Source organism: Mycolicibacterium rhodesiae (genome assembly GCF_002086695.1).
Classification (GTDB): Bacteria; Actinomycetota; Actinomycetes; order Mycobacteriales; family Mycobacteriaceae; genus Mycobacterium; species Mycobacterium rhodesiae.
In genome coordinates this window covers 453112-469874 of the sequence record NZ_MVIH01000003.1, presented here as the reverse complement: position 1 = coordinate 469874, position 16763 = coordinate 453112, and the positions used below count along the sequence as shown (strand labels likewise).

The window sequence follows — 16763 nt, the reverse complement described above, 5'->3', positions numbered from 1 at the left end:
TGCCCTCGCACAGCGATGATTGAGATCAGTCTGAATGGGTACACCGCGTCGGATCGCTACCCACGCACTGAGGACGGAACGCCTGTGACTGACACACCCCGTACATCGTCTCCCTCATCGCAATGGCTGTCGAAGTCCGCGTCCCAGACCCGCGGGTCGGACAAGAAGGAAGTGCAGTTCCACTACGACATTTCCAACGACTTCTTCAAGCTCTGGCAGGACCCCACCCAGACGTACAGCTGCGCCTACTTCGAGCGCGACGACATGACCCTCGAAGAAGCGCAGATGGCCAAGGTCGACCTCTCGCTGGGCAAGCTGGGCCTGGAGCCGGGCATGACGCTGTTGGACATCGGTTGCGGCTGGGGCTCGACGATTCAGCGCGCCGTGGAGAAGTACGACGTGAACGTCATCGGCCTCACGCTGTCGGAGAACCAGAAGCAGCACATCGAGCAGAACCGGTTCCCGAACATCGACACCAGCCGCAGCATGGAGGTCCGGCTGCAGCCATGGGAGGAGTTCGACGGAAAGGTCGACCGGATCGTGTCGATCGGTGCCTTCGAGCATTTCGGCTTCAACAAGTACGACGACTACTTCAAGAAGACCTTCAGCTGGATGCCCGACGACGGCGTGATGTTGCTACACACGATCATCATTCCGGAGGACGAGGAGATCAAAGCCAAGAAGCTTCCGCTGACGATGTCGCGGGTGCGCTTCATCAAATTCATCATGGACGAGATCTATCCCGGTGGCCGGTTGCCGCTCGCCTCGATGGTCCGTCAGCACGCCGTCACCGCCGGCTACAACGTGACCCGCGAGCAGCACCTGCAGGCGCACTACGCGCGCACGCTGGACACCTGGGCAGCGAACTTGGAAGCCAAGAAGGACGAGGCGATCGCGATCACGTCCGAAGAGATCTACGAGCGCTTCGACAAGTACCTCACCGGGTGTGCGGACCTGTTCCGCAACGGCTACACCGACATATGCCAGTTCACGTGTGAAAAGGCAATCGGTTAGCCTTTTTTCATAAGTCGGCGTCGTGACGGCGTACACATCTCTAGTAGAGGGGGTCAGGCCGACGATGACGGAAAGTGGTTCAGGCTCAACGAAGCTGCGGCCCGCCTACGAGGATGTCCAGGCGCATTACGATCTCTCGAACGACTTCTTTGCGCTCTTCCAGGATCCGTCGCGGACCTACAGCTGCGCGTACTTCGAGCGTGAAGACTCCTCACTCGAAGAAGCGCAGCTCGCGAAAATCGATCTGGCGCTGGACAAGTTGGGCCTGCAGCCCGGAATGACATTGCTCGACGTCGGCTGCGGCTGGGGCTCGGTGATGAAGCGCGCGGTGCAAAGATTCGACGTGAACGCACTCGGTTTGACGTTGAGCAGAAATCAACGCGCATTGGGCCAAGAGGTGCTCGACGCCGTCGAGACCGAGCGGTCACGGCAAATTCAGCTGCGCGGCTGGGAAGAGTTCGACGAGCCGGTCGACCGGATCGTCAGTATCGAGGCGTTCGAAGCGTTTCCGAAGGACCGCTACGCCGCGTTCTTCGACACCTGCCACCGCGTGATGCCCGATGACGGGCGGATGGTGTTGCAGACCATCATGGGCCACCCGCTGAAACGCTGGCCGGAGCTCGGCATCCCGATCGTGATGTCGGACCTGAAGTTCATGCGGTTCATCTCCAAGGAGATCTTCCCGGGCGGGGCGGTGCCCTGCGACGAGGACGTCGTCGAATTCTCGGAGAAGGCCGGCTTCGCGGTGGAAGAGCTTGAGTACCTGACGCCGCACTATGTGCGCACCCTCGACATCTGGTCGGAGCGGCTGGAAGCCGCGCGTGATCGGGCCATCGAGGTGACGTCGGTCGAGGTGTACGACCGCTACATGCGCTACCTGGTCGGCTGCTCGGACTTCTTCCGCCGGGGGGTGTCCGAGGTCGGGCAGTTCACCTTGGTCAAGCGCTGATCAGGCAGCACCGAAGGCCAGCACGACGTTGTAACCGCCCATGCCCATCGTGGTGCTGATCGCGTAGCGGTAATCGGCCCTGCGCGGCCGGTCGACCACCACATCGAGGTCGATCTCGGGATCGAGGTCCTTCAGGTTGCGGGTGGCCGGTACGACACCGTCGCGCAGCGCTTGCACAGTGAGCACCGCCTCGATCGCACCCGCGGCGCCCAGCGAGTGGCCGAGCGCGGCCTTGGGCGCGTAAACCGCAGGCATGTGGCCGCCAAAGGCGCGCCGGATCGCGCGGGCCTCGGCAAGGTCGCCGAACGTGGTTCCGGTGGCGTGGGCGTTGACGTGACCGATGTCGGACGGCTGCAGCCCGGCCAGGTCGATGGCGTGAGCGATCGCGGCAGCAGCCGTCTCGCCCGTCGGGTCCGGTTCGACGAGGTCGTACGCGTCGGAATTCGTCGAGGCACCCATCAGGCGGGCCAGGATCGGGGCGCCGCGGGCCTTGGCGTGCTCCTCGCTTTCGATGAGCAACATGGCGGCGCCCTCACCGAGCACCATCCCGTCCCGGTGCCGGTCGAAGGGGCGGCACGCGCCGGCCGGATCGTCGTTATTGGTCGAGAGCAGACCCAACTCGTGGAACGCCGCCACCGGCACCGCCTCGACCTGGGTTTCCACGGCCCCGCAGATCGCGATGTCGGCCTCGCCCAGCACGATGTGCCGCCATGCCTGCGCGATCGCACCGGCACCGGATGCATCGCCCATCAACGGCGCAATCACACCGGCTCTGGCCTTGCGTTCCAGCCCCACCGCGGCAGCAGGCGCATTCGGCATGTGCATCTGGACCGCCAGCGGTGACATCGCCCTCAGACCGCGGGCGTGCCAGTCGACAGCACCCTCGGCGATCTCTTCGGTGTTCGCCAGGGCCGTCCCGATCGAGACGAGCAGCCGACTCGTGTCGACCTCGGGTGAGCCGGCGGCCGTCCAGAGCCTGCGGCCCACCACCGTCGACATCTTGCCCAGATAGGACAGCCGGCGAAGCTCGACACGGTTGAGGTGTTCGTCGAAGTCTTCGCGCAGCGCCCCGCCGATCCGCACCGGCGAGTCGTATTCGTGGATGAACCACTTGTCGAGCTGGCGGATGCCGCTGGCGCCCTCGAGCAATTGCTGCCAGGTTTCTTCGGCGTCCGCCGCCAGGGCAGTCGTCGAGGCCACTGCCGTGACCACCACATCGGCGAGTCCGTCGCCGGTCCGCAACGCTGTCATAACCGCTGACCCCTTCGGTCGCGTCCAGGTGACGCGAGGGATACCCGCTACTCCGGGAATATATACCGGCGTCAAGCTGATATGCTTGCATCAACGTTGGCTGCTCGAAACGGCCGCCAGCACGTCGTGGAACACCTTCACTTCACCGGCACAACCGCTCTGCGGAAGCCGAGTTCAGCTGATCAGTGCCACCAAGCACACAGTCTCGCGGCGATCGATTTTGCCCTCCGGCAATCTCGCCATGTATCGATGCCCGAAAGGCTTCATGAATCCCGAATTGACGTTCGCCGATCTCGGCGTGCGCCCCTCATTGGTGCGCGCACTGTCCGACGGCGGCATCACCCATCCCTTCCCGATCCAGGTCTCGACCCTGCCGGACACTCTGGCCGGCCGCGACGTGCTCGGTCGAGGCAAGACCGGCAGCGGCAAGACGCTGGCGTTCTCCATTCCGCTGGTCAGCCGGCTGGCCGACACCACCCGACGGTCATCCCGACCCTCGGGTCTGGTCCTGGCACCAACCCGCGAACTAGCCACCCAGATCACCGCGACGCTGCAACCGCTGGCTGAAGCGTCCGGCCTGAAAGTCACCACCATCTTCGGCGGCGTTCCGCAGAACAAGCAGGTGAAAGCGCTGCAAGCCGGCGTCGACATCGTCGTCGCCTGCCCGGGGCGTCTGGAAGACCTGATGCGCCAGCGCCTGATCACGCTCGACGCCGTCGAGATCACCGTGATCGACGAGGCCGACCACATGGCCGACCTGGGCTTCCTGCCCGGCGTGACGCGAATCCTCGCGGCCACCCCGGCCGGCGGACAGCGCCTGCTGTTCTCGGCGACCCTGGACAACGGCGTCGACAAGCTGGTGGCCCGGTTCCTGCGCGACCAGGTGTCGCACGCGGTCGACTCGGACACGTCGCCGGTCGACGCGATGACCCACCACGTGTTCCATGTGGCCGGCGTCGATGCCAAGAAGGACTTGGTGCACGCCCTGGCCTCAGGCACCGGACGCCGAATCTTGTTCCTGCGCACCAAACATCACGCCCGCAAGCTGGCCAAGCAGCTCACCCAGGCCGGTATCCCGTCAGTTGATCTGCACGGCAACCTTTCTCAGCCTGCCCGCGACCGCAACCTGGCGGCGTTCGCCGCCGGGACGGCCCGGGTTCTGGTCGCGACCGACATCGCCGCCCGCGGTGTCCACGTCGACGACGTCGAGCTGGTCGTCCACATCGACCCGCCCGCCGAACACAAGGCATACCTGCATCGCTCAGGTCGTACCGCGCGAGCGGGACGCACCGGCGACGTGGTCACTGTGGTGCTGCCCGAGCAGCGCCGCGACACCCAGGCCCTGCTGCGCAAGGCCGGCATCAAGGCCATCCCGCAACAGGTTTCGGCAGATTCCGAGCCCGTGCAGGCGTTGGTCGGCGAGGTCGCCGCATACCAGGCGCCGCCGCCCGCGCCGGCGCCTGCTGCGCCTCGCCGCGCGTCCACACCGGGCCGCGGGCGTGGCGGCCAGGCTCGTGGCGCCCAGTCGGGCCAGGCTCGTGGCGGCCAGTCTCGTGGTGGCCAGCCCGGCAGCAACCAGTCTCACGGTGGTGGCCAGCCCGGCCGCCGTCGTGCCCGTCGGCCGCGCTCAGCGGTTGGCACCAACTAGATTTCGTTCCGGCGGGCCCGCCGGTTCGAGCAAGGGATGCCTTCGGCATCCATCTGAATGAGAGAAGAAGAAATAGATGGCACAGGGAACTGTGAAATGGTTCAACGGCGAAAAGGGCTTCGGCTTCATCGCTCCTGACAGTGGCGAGCAGGATCTGTTCGTGCACTACTCGGAGATCCAGGGCAGCGGCTACAAGTCGCTCGAGGAGAACCAGCGTGTCCAGTTCGAGGTCGGACAGGGACCCAAGGGCCCCCAGGCGACGCGGGTTTCCGCGGTCTGACTCGGACCTAAAACCACAAGCAAGGGCTGGTGCGGCAATGCCGCGCCAGCCCTTCGCTTTTGGCGGGTTAGTTCGGGGGTTCGATGATTTCTCGGATCGCGTCGCACACCGCCGTGAGCGTGTGCTCGTCGCGCGTCGACAAGGTCAACACGAACGAACCCTGGATGAGCGCGAGCACCACATCGGCGAGATCTTCCGCGGAGCGGTCCGTGCGGACATCTCCACGCTCCTGGCCCGCCGCGAACAACGACGAGAGCCGCACCTTCCACCCCTCGATCTGCCCGGCCAACTGTGGACGGAAGACGTCGGAGGTGGCAGCGACCTCGGTGGAGAATTTCCCGGTCAGACAGGCCGTCTGAAAACCTGACTTGACGAAGACCTGGGACATGTCGCGGTAGTACCCGGTCACCTTGTCAGCGGTCGACAGGTCGGTTCTGCCGGCCCAGGTGGCGACGAGTTCACCCTGGAACCCCATGTATCGGTTCAAGACCGCTTGGCCGAACGCATCCTTGGATCCGAAGTGGTGGTAGAACGAGCCCTTCGGTACGCCGGCCTCCGCGAGGACCGCGTCGATCGTCGTGCCGTGGAAGCCGTTTTCGTAGAACAACTTCGCCCCAGCGCGGAACAGTCGCTCCTTGTGCGAGAGCGCTGCTTCCTGCTGCGTTGTCATCCGAACCGCCTTCGAACCATCGATGAACTGGGCTTTCCCAACTATAGGTCGCACTCGTCCGCAATTAGACGATGTGGCCTAGACCACATCGTCTAGACCTATCAGTCTAGACGATCTAGTCTAGCGCGAAGGGGTCGATCGAACGGAGGACCGTGATGGTCGCTATCGGAGCCGGCGGACTGTCGCCGGGACGCTTCCTGAGCCGGGTCGCCGCATGGTTGCGCGCGCCCGCATTCGCCGAGCAGGAACCACAGGGTAAGAACCTCAACTCCCCGCCGCCGCGCGCCGGCTTCGTGGAGCACTCGAGGATGTCGCGAGAGATGTACCGGCTCTAGCGGTTTCGCGCGCCGAGAGTGCACTTGTTTACGCGTCTACTCGCATTTCGTGTTCAACATCTGCAGCCTCGGCGCCATCCACAGCCATGAATAGCCAGAAACGGCGACGGTGTCGACCATATCGGCGTGGTGAAGCTGATCATGGCCAACGAGGCGCTGGCCGCGGGAACCGTGACACGACGCGACCTCCGCAACAGGTTCATAAAGGTTCATCGCAATGTGTACGCACCACGCGACATGACGCTGACCGCCGCGGACCGGGCGATCGCCGCGTGGATGTGGTCAGGCCGCACAGCGACTCTCGCCGGGATCTCTGCGGCTGCGCTGCTCGGGGTTCGGTGGTTGCCCGACGACGATCCGCCCGAGTTGGTGCGGACACAGCATCGTCACCCGTCCGGCATCGTCGTGCATTCCGGTGCTGTCGGCGGTAATGAAGTGTGCACTGTGCGGGGTATCTCGTGCACCACTCCCGCACGGACGGCGTACGACCTGGGCCGGCGCAGCTCGTTCACCGTCGGCGTGATTCGCGTTGACTCCGTGCTCGCCGCCACGGGCGTCGGCGTGGACGCGATCGCCGAGATCGCGCGGCGCAACCCTGGTGCTCGGAACATTCGGCGACTACGTCGCGTCCTCACGATTGCCGACGGCGGTGCCGAGTCGCCACAGGAGACCAGGTTGAGGTTATTGCTTGTACGAGAGGGCTTTCCGCGGCCCGTCACTCAAATTCCTATTCGAAACCCACAGGGTCGCATTGTGCGGCGGATCGATCTTGGATGGCCGCAGTGGAAAGTCGGCATCGAGTACGACGGCGCTCACCACTGGACGGACGCGGCGCAGCACGCCGGCGATATCGATCGGCTCGAGTTCTTGGCCCGCCTCGGCTGGCGGATTGTTCGCGTCAGCTCGACTCACCTCAAGTTCGATCGCGCGGGAATCGTTCGTCGCACACGCACAGCGCTCAAAGATGCCGGCTTGGACGGGTGACCGTCCACCAATCGGGGGAAGCAAGATCCTCTGCCCAGCGGATACCTGTGGCGCACGCCACTGGCGACGATTGCGTCATGGAAACACGTATCCGCCGGGTCGCGCTCGCCAGCTACGTCGGCTCGGCGATCGAGTACTACGACTTCTTCATCTACGGCACCGCTGCCGCACTGGTGTTCCCGCACGTGTTCTTCCCCAGTCTGAGCCCGCTGATGGCCACGATCGCCTCGCTGGGCACCTTCGCCGCGGCGTTCCTGTCCCGGCCGATCGGGGCCGCGGTGTTCGGCCACTTCGGCGATCGCATCGGACGCAAGAACACCCTGGTGTTCACGCTGCTGATCATGGGCGCATCCAGCGTCTGCGTCGGCCTCATCCCCAGCACCGCGGTCATCGGCGCGGCCGCGCCCCTACTGCTGATCAGCATGCGACTGCTACAAGGTTTCGCCGTCGGCGGCGAATGGGCCGGTGCCGCGCTGATGAGCGCCGAGCAGGCGCCGCAGGGAAAGCGCGGCTACTACTGCATGTTCACCCAGTTGGGTCTCGGCACCGCGCTGGTGTTGGGCAACCTGGTGTTCCTTGGGGTGCACGGCGCCTTCGGTGACGCGGAAACGGCCTTCCTGCAATGGGGTTGGCGCATCCCGTTCTTGATCAGTGCTGTGCTGGTGGCGGTTGCGCTCTACATCCGGCTGCACGTCGAGGAGAGTGCAGTCTTCGCCGAGTCGGCCGCTGAGGGTCACAGCGGTGTTCCGCTCGCCGAGGCGGTCCGGCACCAAGGTCGCGAGGTGGTGTTGGCGGCCGGGGCGGTGATGGGCTTGTTCATGCTGGCGTTCCAGGTGGGCACCTACTTCCCGAACTACGCCGCGACGCACCTGCACTTCGACGAGGATCTGATCCTGCTCGTGGGCGTGGCCGGCGGGGTGTGCTCGCTGGTGTTCGTCGCCGCGTCGGCGATCCTCAGCGATACCTACGGCCGTCGCCGCATCCTCGCCGTCGGTGCCGCACTGGCCCTGCCGTGGACGCTGATCCTGTTCCCGCTCATTCAGTCGGGTGACCCGGTCCGCTACGGCATCGCCATCATCGGCACTTACGGCATCATCGGAATCATGATGGGCCCGTTGGCCGCATTCATTCCGGAGATCTTCGCGGTCCGCTACCGCTACAGCGGCGCCGGCCTGTCCTACAACGTCGGCGGCATCATCGGCGGCGCACTACCCCCGGTGCTCTCCCCCATGCTGCTGTCCTCATACGGCAGCTGGACGATCACCGCGATGATGGCCGGCTTCACGGTGGTCAGCTTGATCAGCGTGCTGCTGCTGACCGAAACCGCCGGACGTGGCCTGGGCATCCTCGAGGTGACGGACTCGATCCGACCCGCCATGACCGGGCCGGTTGCGGCTCACGCGGGGTGCTAGCCACCGGCCGAAGCCGTCAGGGCGCGACGGCTTCGACCTTCGCCGCCGCCTCGAGAACCTGGGCTGACCACAGCGAGCACTCGGCCTCGGCGGCCCGGACCACGGCATCAGCGATATCGCACAGCGAACTGTCGTGCTCGGCTCCCGGATCCATCGCCGCCGCGCGGCGTATCACCAGACGCCCCAGGTTCACTGACGTGGAGCTGGGCACCACCAGGAGCCGTGCGCAGCCGGTACGGCCGGAGACGATCATCAGCCGATGCTGGCGGTCGTTCCAACCGTGCATCGACACTGCTCCCGACGTCAGCGTCTTCAGAACCGGGGTGCCGGACGACGAGGACCAGTTGATCTTGATATCCACGATTTCACCCAGCACCGGATGCAATGCCTCGATGAGTTCCGGCAATTCGCGGGCAAGCGCGAAGGAATGCGGCCACCAGGCGCCATCGATGTCGCCACCGAGGGTGGGTTTGAGGGTGACACGCACCGGGCTGGCAAGGCGCCGACTCCCGGACATGCCGTTCACGACGACGCTGATTCTGGCGAGCCGGACTCGGTGAGCCCAGAGAAGATCGGGTGCGGGACAGGCACATTGGCCGTCTCATACGCAACATCCGTCGTGTCGACAGGATGAGAGAACAGGTCGGAGTTTTCCATCTGGGAAATTCCTCACGCGTTAGCAGGGTCGACCCGGGAACGCAGCCCGGGCCTCACGGTCCCCGCCAATGCAGAACGGATCTGCTCTGACACTACACCCCGGGTGGTGGGAAGTTCGGCTGATCCCGGTGCGGGCTCGATCTGCCTTCACGAAGCTTGCGCCGCCTCGGCGCTGACACGCCCGCCGCACGGCCGAAAAATCTTGTGGTGCAAGCAAGAAGGCATCCGGTCCTGAGCGTGGGAAATCCGAATTCGGCGCCAACCGTCGAGCGTCATCAATATGACCGCAGCACGACCGGCTCGGATCGTCTCACTGTACGCGGCTTGCCACCCTCCGCGTCGCACATTCCGGCGTAGAGTCCTGCAGATCGGGCCCACCATCAGGCCCGCAATCGGAGGGCGGACGATGTCCGACAAATCCCCGCGCCAGGCAATGTCAAAGAAATCCGGCAAGTCCCTCAAGGAAAAGCGGGCCGACAAGCGCAGCAAATCTGACCGCTCACCGGGTGAAACCGTGGTCAACACCACCAAGCGCTGAGCAAATTCTCTGACGCACAGCATGTTTCACGACATGCTATCGCGACCTCAGGGCTAACTTTCCGAACCCCGCAGGCTCATCGCCGTGATGTGCCGCCACCGTCCGCGAGCTCACACCGTCGCAGCTGACCCGAAGGACCCTTGCGTGAGCAGATTTACCGACACGATGTACGCCAGCGCGATGAACAGCCGAAAGGGCATGGTCACCGGCGAGCCCGCCGCACCGGTCCGGCATACCTGGGGCGAGGTGCACGAGCGGGCCCGACGACTCGCCGGCGGCCTGGCCGGCGCGGGGGTGGGCCCCGGCGATGCGGTCGCGGTGCTGGCGGGTGCACCGGTCGAAATCGCCCCGATCGCGCAGGCGATCTGGATGCGCGGGGCGAGTCTGACCATGCTGCATCAGCCGACACCGCGCACCGACCTGCAGCGCTGGGCCGCCGAGACCACGGCCGTCATCGGAATGATCGAAGCCAAAGCCGTTGTGATTTCCGACCCGTTCCTGCCGACTGCACCACTGCTCGCCGAGCTGGGCATGCAGGTGCTGACCATCGAGCGACTGTTCGACAGCGCGCCGATCGACCCGGTGCCGACCGCGGAAGACGACATCGCGCTGCTTCAATTGACCTCGGGCTCAACAGGATCGCCGAAGGCCGTCCAGATCACGCATCGCAACATCGTGTCGAATGCCGAGGCCATGTTCATCGGCGCCGAGGTAGACCTCGATCATGATGTGATCGTGTGCTGGTTGCCGCTGTTCCACGACATGGGGATGACGGGATTCCTGACCGTTCCCATGTACTTCGGGGTTGAACTGATCAAGGCCACCCCGATGGACTTCATGCGTGACACGTTGTTGTGGGCCAAGCTGATCGACAAGTACCGGGGCACCATGACCGCAGCACCGAACTTCGCATACACGCTGTTCGCCAAACGTCTTCGCGGGCAAGCGACTCCGGGCGAGTTCGACCTGTCCAGCTTGCGGTGGGCGTTGTCCGGGGCTGAGCAGGTGGAACCGGCTGACGTCGAAGACCTCCTCGCCGCCGGTAAACCGTTCGGGTTGCGGCCGGATGCGGTGGTGCCGGCGTACGGCATGGCCGAGACCACGGTCGCGGTGTCATTCAGCAAGTGCGGCGGCGGACTCAGCGTCGATGAGGTCGATGCCGATCTGCTTGCCGTGCTGCACCGCGCGGTGCCGGCGACCAAGGGCAAGACGCGTCGGCTGGCGAATCTCGGCCAGGTGCTCAACGGCATGCAAGCGCGCGTGGTCGACGAGGATTGCGGACTGCTGCCCGCTCGCGGTGTGGGCGTCATCCAGGTACGCGGCGAGCCGGTGACAGCGGGATACACAACGGTGGCCGGATTCGTTGCGGCCCAGGATGATCAGGGCTGGTATGACACGGGCGATCTGGGCTACCTCACGGAGGCCGATGACGTCGTGGTCTGCGGCCGGGTCAAAGATGTCATCATCATGGCGGGGCGCAACATCTACCCCACCGACATCGAGCGTGCCGCCGCACGGGTCACCGGAGTCCGACCTGGATGTGCGGTCGCGGTCCGCATCGACGCCGGGCATTCGCGTGAATCGTTTGCCGTGGCGGTGGAGTCATCGGCGTGGCAGGACCGCACCGACGTACGCCGCATCGAACGGCAGGTGATCCACGAGGTCTTCGCCGAGGTCGATGCGCGGCCGCGCAATGTCGTCGTGCTGGAGCCAGGGATGATCCCCAAGACCCCGTCGGGGAAACTGCGTCGAGCACATGCGCTCGCGCTTGTCACGTAGTTCGCGCCGCTATCGCCGCGCCGCGGGCACGACGCTGGAACACCGGCCCATGCGGTGTTGCTCGATGTCGGCTGCGAAGGCGCGCAACGCGCTGCGGACCATGCGCGCGGTCCCATCCGGGTGCCGACACGCCCCTCGGCCGTCGACCAGCCTGGTGATACGCCGAATCTCCTTGACCAGATGGTCACTGGCGCGCCCGTAGGCCAGCTCGTCGATCAGTTCGGACAACCGGGGTAGGCCGTTGCGGCACGGGCCGCACTGGCGTGCACTTTCGTCGGCGAGGTAGCCGGCGATCTCGGCGGTGCGGACCAATCCACACTCCGTCACGCCCAGGGCGTGCACGATCCCGGCCCCGGGCGACGCGCCCAGCGATTTCAGGCCCGCGCGGCAGAGCCGGATCTCCGCGAAAGTCTCAGCGGGAAGCCAACTTCCGTGGTAGCCGCCGACGAGAACCGCCGACACTGCCCGGGTGTCGATCAGGTCGGTGAGCGGGACGCCCGTCGGAACCTCGAGAACGCCTTCACCGTCCAGCGCGCCCGAGAGGGTGACGAGCATGGTGCCCGGGTCGGTCGGGTCGCCGATCGAGCGGAACCAGGCGGCTCCCCGACGGGCGATCAAAGCCATGTGCGCCAACGTCTCCACGTTGTTCACCAGGGTCGGGCGTTTACGCACCCCCGAGATCGCAACGGGAACAGTGCGGTCACGCGGCAGCGCGGGTCCGCCCTCGATGTGCCGGATCGCAGCGGATTCCTCGCCCGCGACGAAGGTGTCGGGAGCCTCGACCACCGTCAGCTCGACACGGTCTGAGTCAAGCCGCGCCGCCCGTCGCTCGTCGAGCGCTGCGCGCACCGACGCCACGGCGTCGGAATGGACGTACAGGTAGCCGGTATGGGCGCCGATCGCGGCGGCAGCAATGTGCAGACCATCGATCACCAGGTGCGGAGCCCGCGTCAGGAGCAACGCGTCCTTGCGGCTCAATGGTTCTCCCTCGGCACCGTTGGCGACCACCACGGGGTCCGGGCCGGTGATCGCGGCGAGTTTGCGCCCGGTCGGGAAACCGGCGCCGCCCCGCCCGGACAGCCCGGCGTCGTTGAGACGTGAAATGAGTTGACTGCCGGAGATTTTCGGTGCAGCGCCGAAGCAGTCGAGGTGGTCGGGCAGAGTCGGTCCGGCAGCGGCCAGCAGCCGCGGTGCGCTAGGCATCGGCATACTCATTGAAGTTGGCGCGCAACCGCCACGTCAGCGCGGCAGCCACGACGACCGCGCAGCCGCCGGCGATCGCGAGGAACCACACGCGTCCGCTGTCAGTGCCGTTTCCCAGCGCATGCGCCATCGAGACCGGCCACAACGAGTAGGTCGCCCAGTGCACCAACCGGAACACTCGCGGACCGATGCGGTGGCGGAGCAGACCGGTGATCACAACGACGGCGAGCACGTCGACCGCGACGGTGCCCAGGCCCTGCCACAGCGGGCGGTAGGCGCCGAGGAACGGCACGACGATGTCGATGAGTTTCAGCTTGGCGTAGGGGTCGAGGAACAGCAGGCCGATGTGCAGCGCCACCAGCAGCGTCGACGACAGCGCGGCGAAGCGATGGACGTCAGAGACCGCGAATCTGGGCAGCACGAGCAGCGGGCGTCCAGACCGCGCGGCGATGCCCAATGCCATCGACACCGTCATGAACACCAACGCGACCACGCCGTTGCCGCGGCCCAGCGCCCATAGAGCCTCGTTCGTCATGACCCACGCGACACCGTGACGTGCGGCGAGAAGCTGTTGCCGCCCGATGTCCCGCCGCCACCGGCCGGGACATGGCTCTGCCGGATCGGGAACGCGGGTTGCGACTTGGTGCTCGGCGCGGCAGCCGGTGCGGGAGCCTGTTCCTGAACAGTCGCCTTCGGCGTGTAGGCCGGCTTCTGGGTGTAGGTCGGCTGCGGGGTGTAGGTCTCCGCAGGGGCCTGCGCGACCGTCGGCTCCGGGCTCGGCGGCGCCGGAGTGTCCGGCGCGGGAACCGGCGCCGGGGGTGGGTCGACGACGGGAGGTGCCGGAGGCAGGTCCACTGCCGGGTCGGTTGCGACCGGGTCTGCCGGCGGAAGCTCGGCAACGACGGGCTTGACGGTGTCGCCGTAGGCCAACGCCGATGCGCCTGCCACTCCGGCGATGCCGATGCCGGCCAGCGCCCACGAGGTCACGGCGGCCCGGCGGAATCCGGAACGAGGTGAGTCCATGCGTTGATGGTGGCGGTCGATTCTTTATGGCCTCTAAGAACTGGTGACGAAAGTCCCCGTGGCCCTGCTCCGAGGTCGTGACATTCTGGAGCGGTGAGCACCTGGGACGACAGCACTGACACCGGCGAATACAGCGTCGAGGACGACAACCAGCTCCAGCCCGAGGACACGTTGGTCGACCGCGGCGTCGACGACATCCTCGACGAGGGTATTTCCCCTCCGGAGCGGCCGGTCGCCCGCACGAACCTCGACCACCCCGGCCCGGAGACGCTCGACGAGCTGCTGGCCGAGGAGGAACCCGATCCGGTGTCCCGGCTGAACAACGTGCTCGACGAGCTGGACGGAGTTTCCGACGACTCCGACTATCCGGAGGACGACGAGGTGGGCCGGGCTCGGTCGGGGCGTTTGGTCGCACCTGACGCGGGCTTCGGTGAGGACGACGAGTCCGAGCTCGTGGCCGAAGACGTCGGTATCGATGGCGGGGCGGCCTCCGCGGAGGAGGCCGCCATGCACGTCATCGAGGATGGTGACTAGGCGCTCAACTGGTCGTCGATGACCTTCGTCGGATCGAGCAGCACCTGGGTGTTGCCGTCGAGTGTCGACGAGATCGTGCCGGTGATCGATCGGGTCAGCTTGTTGATGGTGGCGTCGGCCGTCAAGGAGCCGGTGTGTTCGCCGGTGACGACAATGTTGGCTTTGTAGACGATCGACGACTGGCTGGCCCCAGCGCTCGTCGACTCGGTGCCGTTGAGGATCATGCCTTCGGAGTTGACGTAATTGGTGTACGTCACGGTGCGGATCGTGTTGCCGGCGGTGGTGGAATCCGGCGCCTCGGAGACGTAGGCGGTGCCGCCGTACTGACTGGTGTACGCCCCGACCGGCGGCAGCGGTGCCGGTCCGGCTTTGTACGTGCTCAGCGTCGGTGCCCAGTCCGGATTCGGCGTTGCGAGATCACCCTGCACGGCGCCGACGCTGGTCGTGTACTTCAGGTTGGTGATGACCAGTCGAGTGTCCGACGGGTCGGTGATACTGCGCTCCCAGAAGGCTACTGAGGTGCCGTCGGCGTTCCAGCTGGGCATACTGCGCGCGGTGTAGCCGTCGCCGTTGACGAACAGCGGGATTCCGTTCTCGCCCTTGAGATCGTCTTCGACGGCGACCAGCCATTCCTGGTTGGACACGTTGATGCCGGTGCCATTGGGATAGTCGGGGGTCTTGAGCCCGCCGGCATAGGCGGTGTACACCGCGCCCTGGATGTCGGCGGGCAGCAGCGCCGGCCGGTCGATCCGAGTCATCGGGGTCAGGGCGTCGAGTCCGCGGGTGCTGCAGATCGCGATCCACTGCTGGTTGGGCGACATGTCGACGTCCTCGTCATAGTCGAGGTTGCCGGTCAGACGCGTGACGTTCCCGGTGGCCAGGTCGACGACGATGTCGTCGACGTTGCCCGACTCATACCGGCCTCCGAGGATGATCACGCCCTTGCCGTCGGGCGTCCACTGTTTACCTTCGCCGACCGGGTAGACCACCCTTGCGTCGTCGATGTGGTACTCCGGGGCACCGGTGGCCGCGTTGGTGGTCAGATTCAGTTTGCCGACGACCGGAATGGCGGTGATGAGATTGCCTGTGCCCAGCTGGATTTGGCTGAACAGCACGTACTTGCCGTCGGGCGAGATCCGCATCTCGCGTTGCTTGTCGATCGCGGTGGATCCCGATGGCGGCGTGATGATGGGGATCAGCGAGGCCGGGGCGGAGTCGGTCGCGGGCTGAAAGACGACGTTGGTGTAGACGCCGGTGGCCGGGTTCTCAGATTGCAGGACCATGCGGCCCGAGCCGTCTGCGGCGGGAACCGGTTTGCGCAAATCGTTGGTGATGTTCGTCGACACCCCACACGTGATGCAGGTGACGGTCGACCCGTCGGTGTCGTCGGCGCTGATCGAGTAGATTTCGGCGCGCCCGCCGGCCGCCGGTGTGCCGGAGAAGAACAGCGTCTTGCCGTCCGGGCTGAACCGCGGGATCTGGGGGCTGGTGATCGTGCTGGGCACGTTCAGGATCACCCGGGTGGCTTGCGGACTGAGCACTGTCAGGCTGCTGCTGGCCGATGCGGTGCGCGAACTGAACGGCATCAGAACGTTGAACTTGCCGTCGGTCACCGAGATGGTGAACGAATCGGCTTGCGCGGCAGTGTAGTTGATGTCGTCCGGCGCGTAGGTGAAGTTGCCGGTGGCCTGGTCGATCGTCAGCGTGCCGTACTTGGGCCCCTGGGTGACGGTGTACTTCAGCGCGTCGCCTTCGATGTCGGTGGCGCCGATGTTGCCGGTCACGGTCTGGCCGGTCTGCACCGTGGTACTCGGGGTTCCGATCGTCGGCGCCTGGTTGAACAGATCGCGCCGGACGGACCCCAGGGCCGTCCAGATGACCGGCACGATGGGTCCGCTGTTGGTCGGCGGCGGCTTGAGGAACGGGTTGAGCAGCGAGGTGACGATGCCGTTGAGCAATCCGGCCGGATTAGGGGCCACGACGGGTGCGCTGACCGCGGCGGGCACGGACGAGACAGCAGTCCGCAGGCTGCCGGCCTTCAGCTTTGGTGCGGCCGGCGTGACGGCCGCTGCCACCGCTCCGGTGCCGCTCGACTCGCGCGACTTCGTCGTGGCGGAGGGCTTCGAGAGCCGGCTGCCTCTAGCCTTGGCGGTACCGGTGGCACGCGGCCCGGCGTGGGCCGACGACGATCCACCGGACGACGAGCCACCGGCGGAGGAAGCGGACGAGGATGCACCCGAGGAGCTCCCGGTCGAGTCGGCCGCCGCAACCCCGTGACCAGCCGCGACCGCCCCGGCCAGCCATGCGGCCACCGCTATGCCGCCGTACGCGCCGACCTTGGCGGCATCCTGGACGGAGATCGGCAGCGGTTTGGCAGGTCGACGATCAGCAGGCATTGGAGGACTCCCCGGTTTAATTGGTGTGACGTACTTAATACGATTTAGTTGGTGTGACGAATTTAATAGCAGTTCGTCAGCCGTGCAGTC

Annotated in this window: 17 protein-coding genes; 10 read left to right on the top strand and 7 right to left on the bottom strand. The window is 65.8% G+C overall.

Features of this window, described 5'->3' with window-relative positions; genetic code table 11:
• The first annotated feature begins 84 nt into the window (after positions 1-84).
• Both BST42_RS09570 and BST42_RS09565 read left to right on the top strand, forming a co-directional pair.
• The gene (locus BST42_RS09570; RefSeq protein ID WP_083118403.1) at positions 85-1014 is read left to right on the top strand and encodes a cyclopropane mycolic acid synthase family methyltransferase; all 930 of its coding nucleotides are present in this window, start codon (positions 85-87) and stop codon (positions 1012-1014) included.
• Between the two features lie 64 nt (positions 1015-1078).
• A complete protein-coding gene (locus tag BST42_RS09565; RefSeq protein ID WP_083118317.1) occupies positions 1079-1963 on the top strand; it encodes a cyclopropane mycolic acid synthase family methyltransferase in 885 nt (294 codons plus the stop codon).
• Here BST42_RS09565 and BST42_RS09560 read toward each other — a convergent pair whose 3' ends face one another.
• Entirely contained in the window at positions 1964-3214 is a 1251-nt protein-coding gene (locus BST42_RS09560; RefSeq protein WP_083118316.1) for a KasA/KasB family beta-ketoacyl-ACP synthase, read from the bottom strand.
• Positions 3215-3479: 265 nt separating this feature from the next.
• Between BST42_RS09560 and BST42_RS09555 the strand changes: the two genes are divergently transcribed.
• Positions 3480-4862, top strand: a complete 1383-nt coding sequence (locus BST42_RS09555; RefSeq protein ID WP_083118315.1) for a DEAD/DEAH box helicase — start codon at positions 3480-3482, stop codon at positions 4860-4862.
• 76 nt (positions 4863-4938) lie between these two features.
• Positions 4939-5142, top strand: coding sequence for a cold-shock protein (locus BST42_RS09550; protein WP_071947580.1), 204 nt, complete (start codon positions 4939-4941; stop codon positions 5140-5142).
• A gap of 67 nt (positions 5143-5209) precedes the next feature.
• Here BST42_RS09550 and BST42_RS09545 read toward each other — a convergent pair whose 3' ends face one another.
• Entirely contained in the window at positions 5210-5812 is a 603-nt protein-coding gene (locus BST42_RS09545; protein ID WP_083118314.1) for a TetR/AcrR family transcriptional regulator, read from the bottom strand.
• A 155-nt stretch (positions 5813-5967) separates the two neighbouring features.
• Here BST42_RS09545 and BST42_RS09540 point away from each other — a divergent pair, with 155 nt between their 5' ends.
• From BST42_RS09540 to BST42_RS09530, 3 genes are all read left to right on the top strand, one after another.
• Positions 5968-6147, top strand: a complete 180-nt coding sequence (locus tag BST42_RS09540) for a hypothetical protein (RefSeq protein ID WP_083118313.1) — start codon at positions 5968-5970, stop codon at positions 6145-6147.
• A gap of 126 nt (positions 6148-6273) precedes the next feature.
• Positions 6274-7131, top strand: coding sequence for an endonuclease domain-containing protein (locus BST42_RS09535; protein ID WP_110918530.1), 858 nt, complete (start codon positions 6274-6276; stop codon positions 7129-7131).
• A gap of 77 nt (positions 7132-7208) precedes the next feature.
• Entirely contained in the window at positions 7209-8543 is a 1335-nt protein-coding gene (locus tag BST42_RS09530) for an MFS transporter (protein WP_083118311.1), read from the top strand.
• Between the two features lie 16 nt (positions 8544-8559).
• On the opposite strand, the gene BST42_RS09525 is transcribed toward BST42_RS09530, so the two are convergent.
• Positions 8560-9060, bottom strand: coding sequence for a DUF5994 family protein (locus tag BST42_RS09525; RefSeq protein WP_237159329.1), 501 nt, complete (start codon positions 9058-9060; stop codon positions 8560-8562).
• Between the two features lie 546 nt (positions 9061-9606).
• Between BST42_RS09525 and BST42_RS30305 the strand changes: the two genes are divergently transcribed.
• Both BST42_RS30305 and BST42_RS09520 read left to right on the top strand, forming a co-directional pair.
• Positions 9607-9738 carry a hypothetical protein gene (locus BST42_RS30305; protein WP_264047086.1) on the top strand — a complete coding sequence of 44 codons (132 nt, stop codon included), beginning with the start codon at positions 9607-9609 and terminating at the stop codon, positions 9736-9738.
• 144 nt (positions 9739-9882) lie between these two features.
• Positions 9883-11517, top strand: coding sequence for a fatty acyl-AMP ligase (locus BST42_RS09520; RefSeq protein WP_083118309.1), 1635 nt, complete (start codon positions 9883-9885; stop codon positions 11515-11517).
• Positions 11518-11526: 9 nt separating this feature from the next.
• On the opposite strand, the gene BST42_RS09515 is transcribed toward BST42_RS09520, so the two are convergent.
• From BST42_RS09515 to BST42_RS09505, 3 genes are read right to left on the bottom strand one after another with little or no spacing between them, the layout of a single operon-like run.
• On the bottom strand, positions 11527-12720 hold the full coding sequence (locus BST42_RS09515; protein WP_237159327.1) for an NADH-ubiquinone oxidoreductase-F iron-sulfur binding region domain-containing protein: 1194 nt from the start codon (positions 12718-12720) through the stop codon (positions 11527-11529).
• A complete protein-coding gene (locus BST42_RS09510; RefSeq protein ID WP_083118307.1) occupies positions 12713-13255 on the bottom strand; it encodes a ferric reductase-like transmembrane domain-containing protein in 543 nt (180 codons plus the stop codon). Before BST42_RS09510 ends, BST42_RS09515 begins: the two co-directional genes overlap by 8 nt.
• Positions 13252-13743, bottom strand: a complete 492-nt coding sequence (locus BST42_RS09505) for a hypothetical protein (RefSeq protein ID WP_083118306.1) — start codon at positions 13741-13743, stop codon at positions 13252-13254. Before BST42_RS09505 ends, BST42_RS09510 begins: the two co-directional genes overlap by 4 nt.
• Before the next feature lie 93 nt (positions 13744-13836).
• Here BST42_RS09505 and BST42_RS09500 point away from each other — a divergent pair, with 93 nt between their 5' ends.
• Positions 13837-14277, top strand: coding sequence for a DUF5709 domain-containing protein (locus BST42_RS09500; RefSeq protein WP_083118305.1), 441 nt, complete (start codon positions 13837-13839; stop codon positions 14275-14277).
• On the opposite strand, the gene BST42_RS09495 is transcribed toward BST42_RS09500, so the two are convergent.
• On the bottom strand, positions 14274-16673 hold the full coding sequence (locus BST42_RS09495) for a cadherin-like domain-containing protein (protein WP_083118304.1): 2400 nt from the start codon (positions 16671-16673) through the stop codon (positions 14274-14276). The genes BST42_RS09500 and BST42_RS09495 overlap by 4 nt on opposite strands.
• Positions 16674-16763: the final 90 nt, after the last annotated feature.

What these genes read in the sequence shown, in the direction of transcription:
- BST42_RS09565 (WP_083118317.1), top strand. Translation starts at nt 1,079, where the DNA reads ATGACGGAAAGTGGTTCAGGCTCAACGAAGCTGCGGCCCGCCTACGAG.
- BST42_RS09560 (WP_083118316.1), bottom strand. Translation starts at nt 3,214, where the DNA reads ATGACAGCGTTGCGGACCGGCGACGGACTCGCCGATGTGGTGGTCACG.
- BST42_RS09555 (WP_083118315.1), top strand. Translation starts at nt 3,480, where the DNA reads ATGAATCCCGAATTGACGTTCGCCGATCTCGGCGTGCGCCCCTCATTG.
- BST42_RS09550 (WP_071947580.1), top strand. Translation starts at nt 4,939, where the DNA reads ATGGCACAGGGAACTGTGAAATGGTTCAACGGCGAAAAGGGCTTCGGC.
- BST42_RS09545 (WP_083118314.1), bottom strand. Translation starts at nt 5,812, where the DNA reads ATGACAACGCAGCAGGAAGCAGCGCTCTCGCACAAGGAGCGACTGTTC.
- BST42_RS09540 (WP_083118313.1), top strand. Translation starts at nt 5,968, where the DNA reads ATGGTCGCTATCGGAGCCGGCGGACTGTCGCCGGGACGCTTCCTGAGC.
- BST42_RS09530 (WP_083118311.1), top strand. Translation starts at nt 7,209, where the DNA reads ATGGAAACACGTATCCGCCGGGTCGCGCTCGCCAGCTACGTCGGCTCG.
- BST42_RS09525 (WP_237159329.1), bottom strand. Translation starts at nt 9,060, where the DNA reads ATGTCCGGGAGTCGGCGCCTTGCCAGCCCGGTGCGTGTCACCCTCAAA.
- BST42_RS30305 (WP_264047086.1), top strand. Translation starts at nt 9,607, where the DNA reads ATGTCCGACAAATCCCCGCGCCAGGCAATGTCAAAGAAATCCGGCAAG.
- BST42_RS09515 (WP_237159327.1), bottom strand. Translation starts at nt 12,720, where the DNA reads ATGCCTAGCGCACCGCGGCTGCTGGCCGCTGCCGGACCGACTCTGCCC.
- BST42_RS09510 (WP_083118307.1), bottom strand. Translation starts at nt 13,255, where the DNA reads ATGACGAACGAGGCTCTATGGGCGCTGGGCCGCGGCAACGGCGTGGTC.
- BST42_RS09505 (WP_083118306.1), bottom strand. Translation starts at nt 13,743, where the DNA reads ATGGACTCACCTCGTTCCGGATTCCGCCGGGCCGCCGTGACCTCGTGG.
- BST42_RS09495 (WP_083118304.1), bottom strand. Translation starts at nt 16,673, where the DNA reads ATGCCTGCTGATCGTCGACCTGCCAAACCGCTGCCGATCTCCGTCCAG.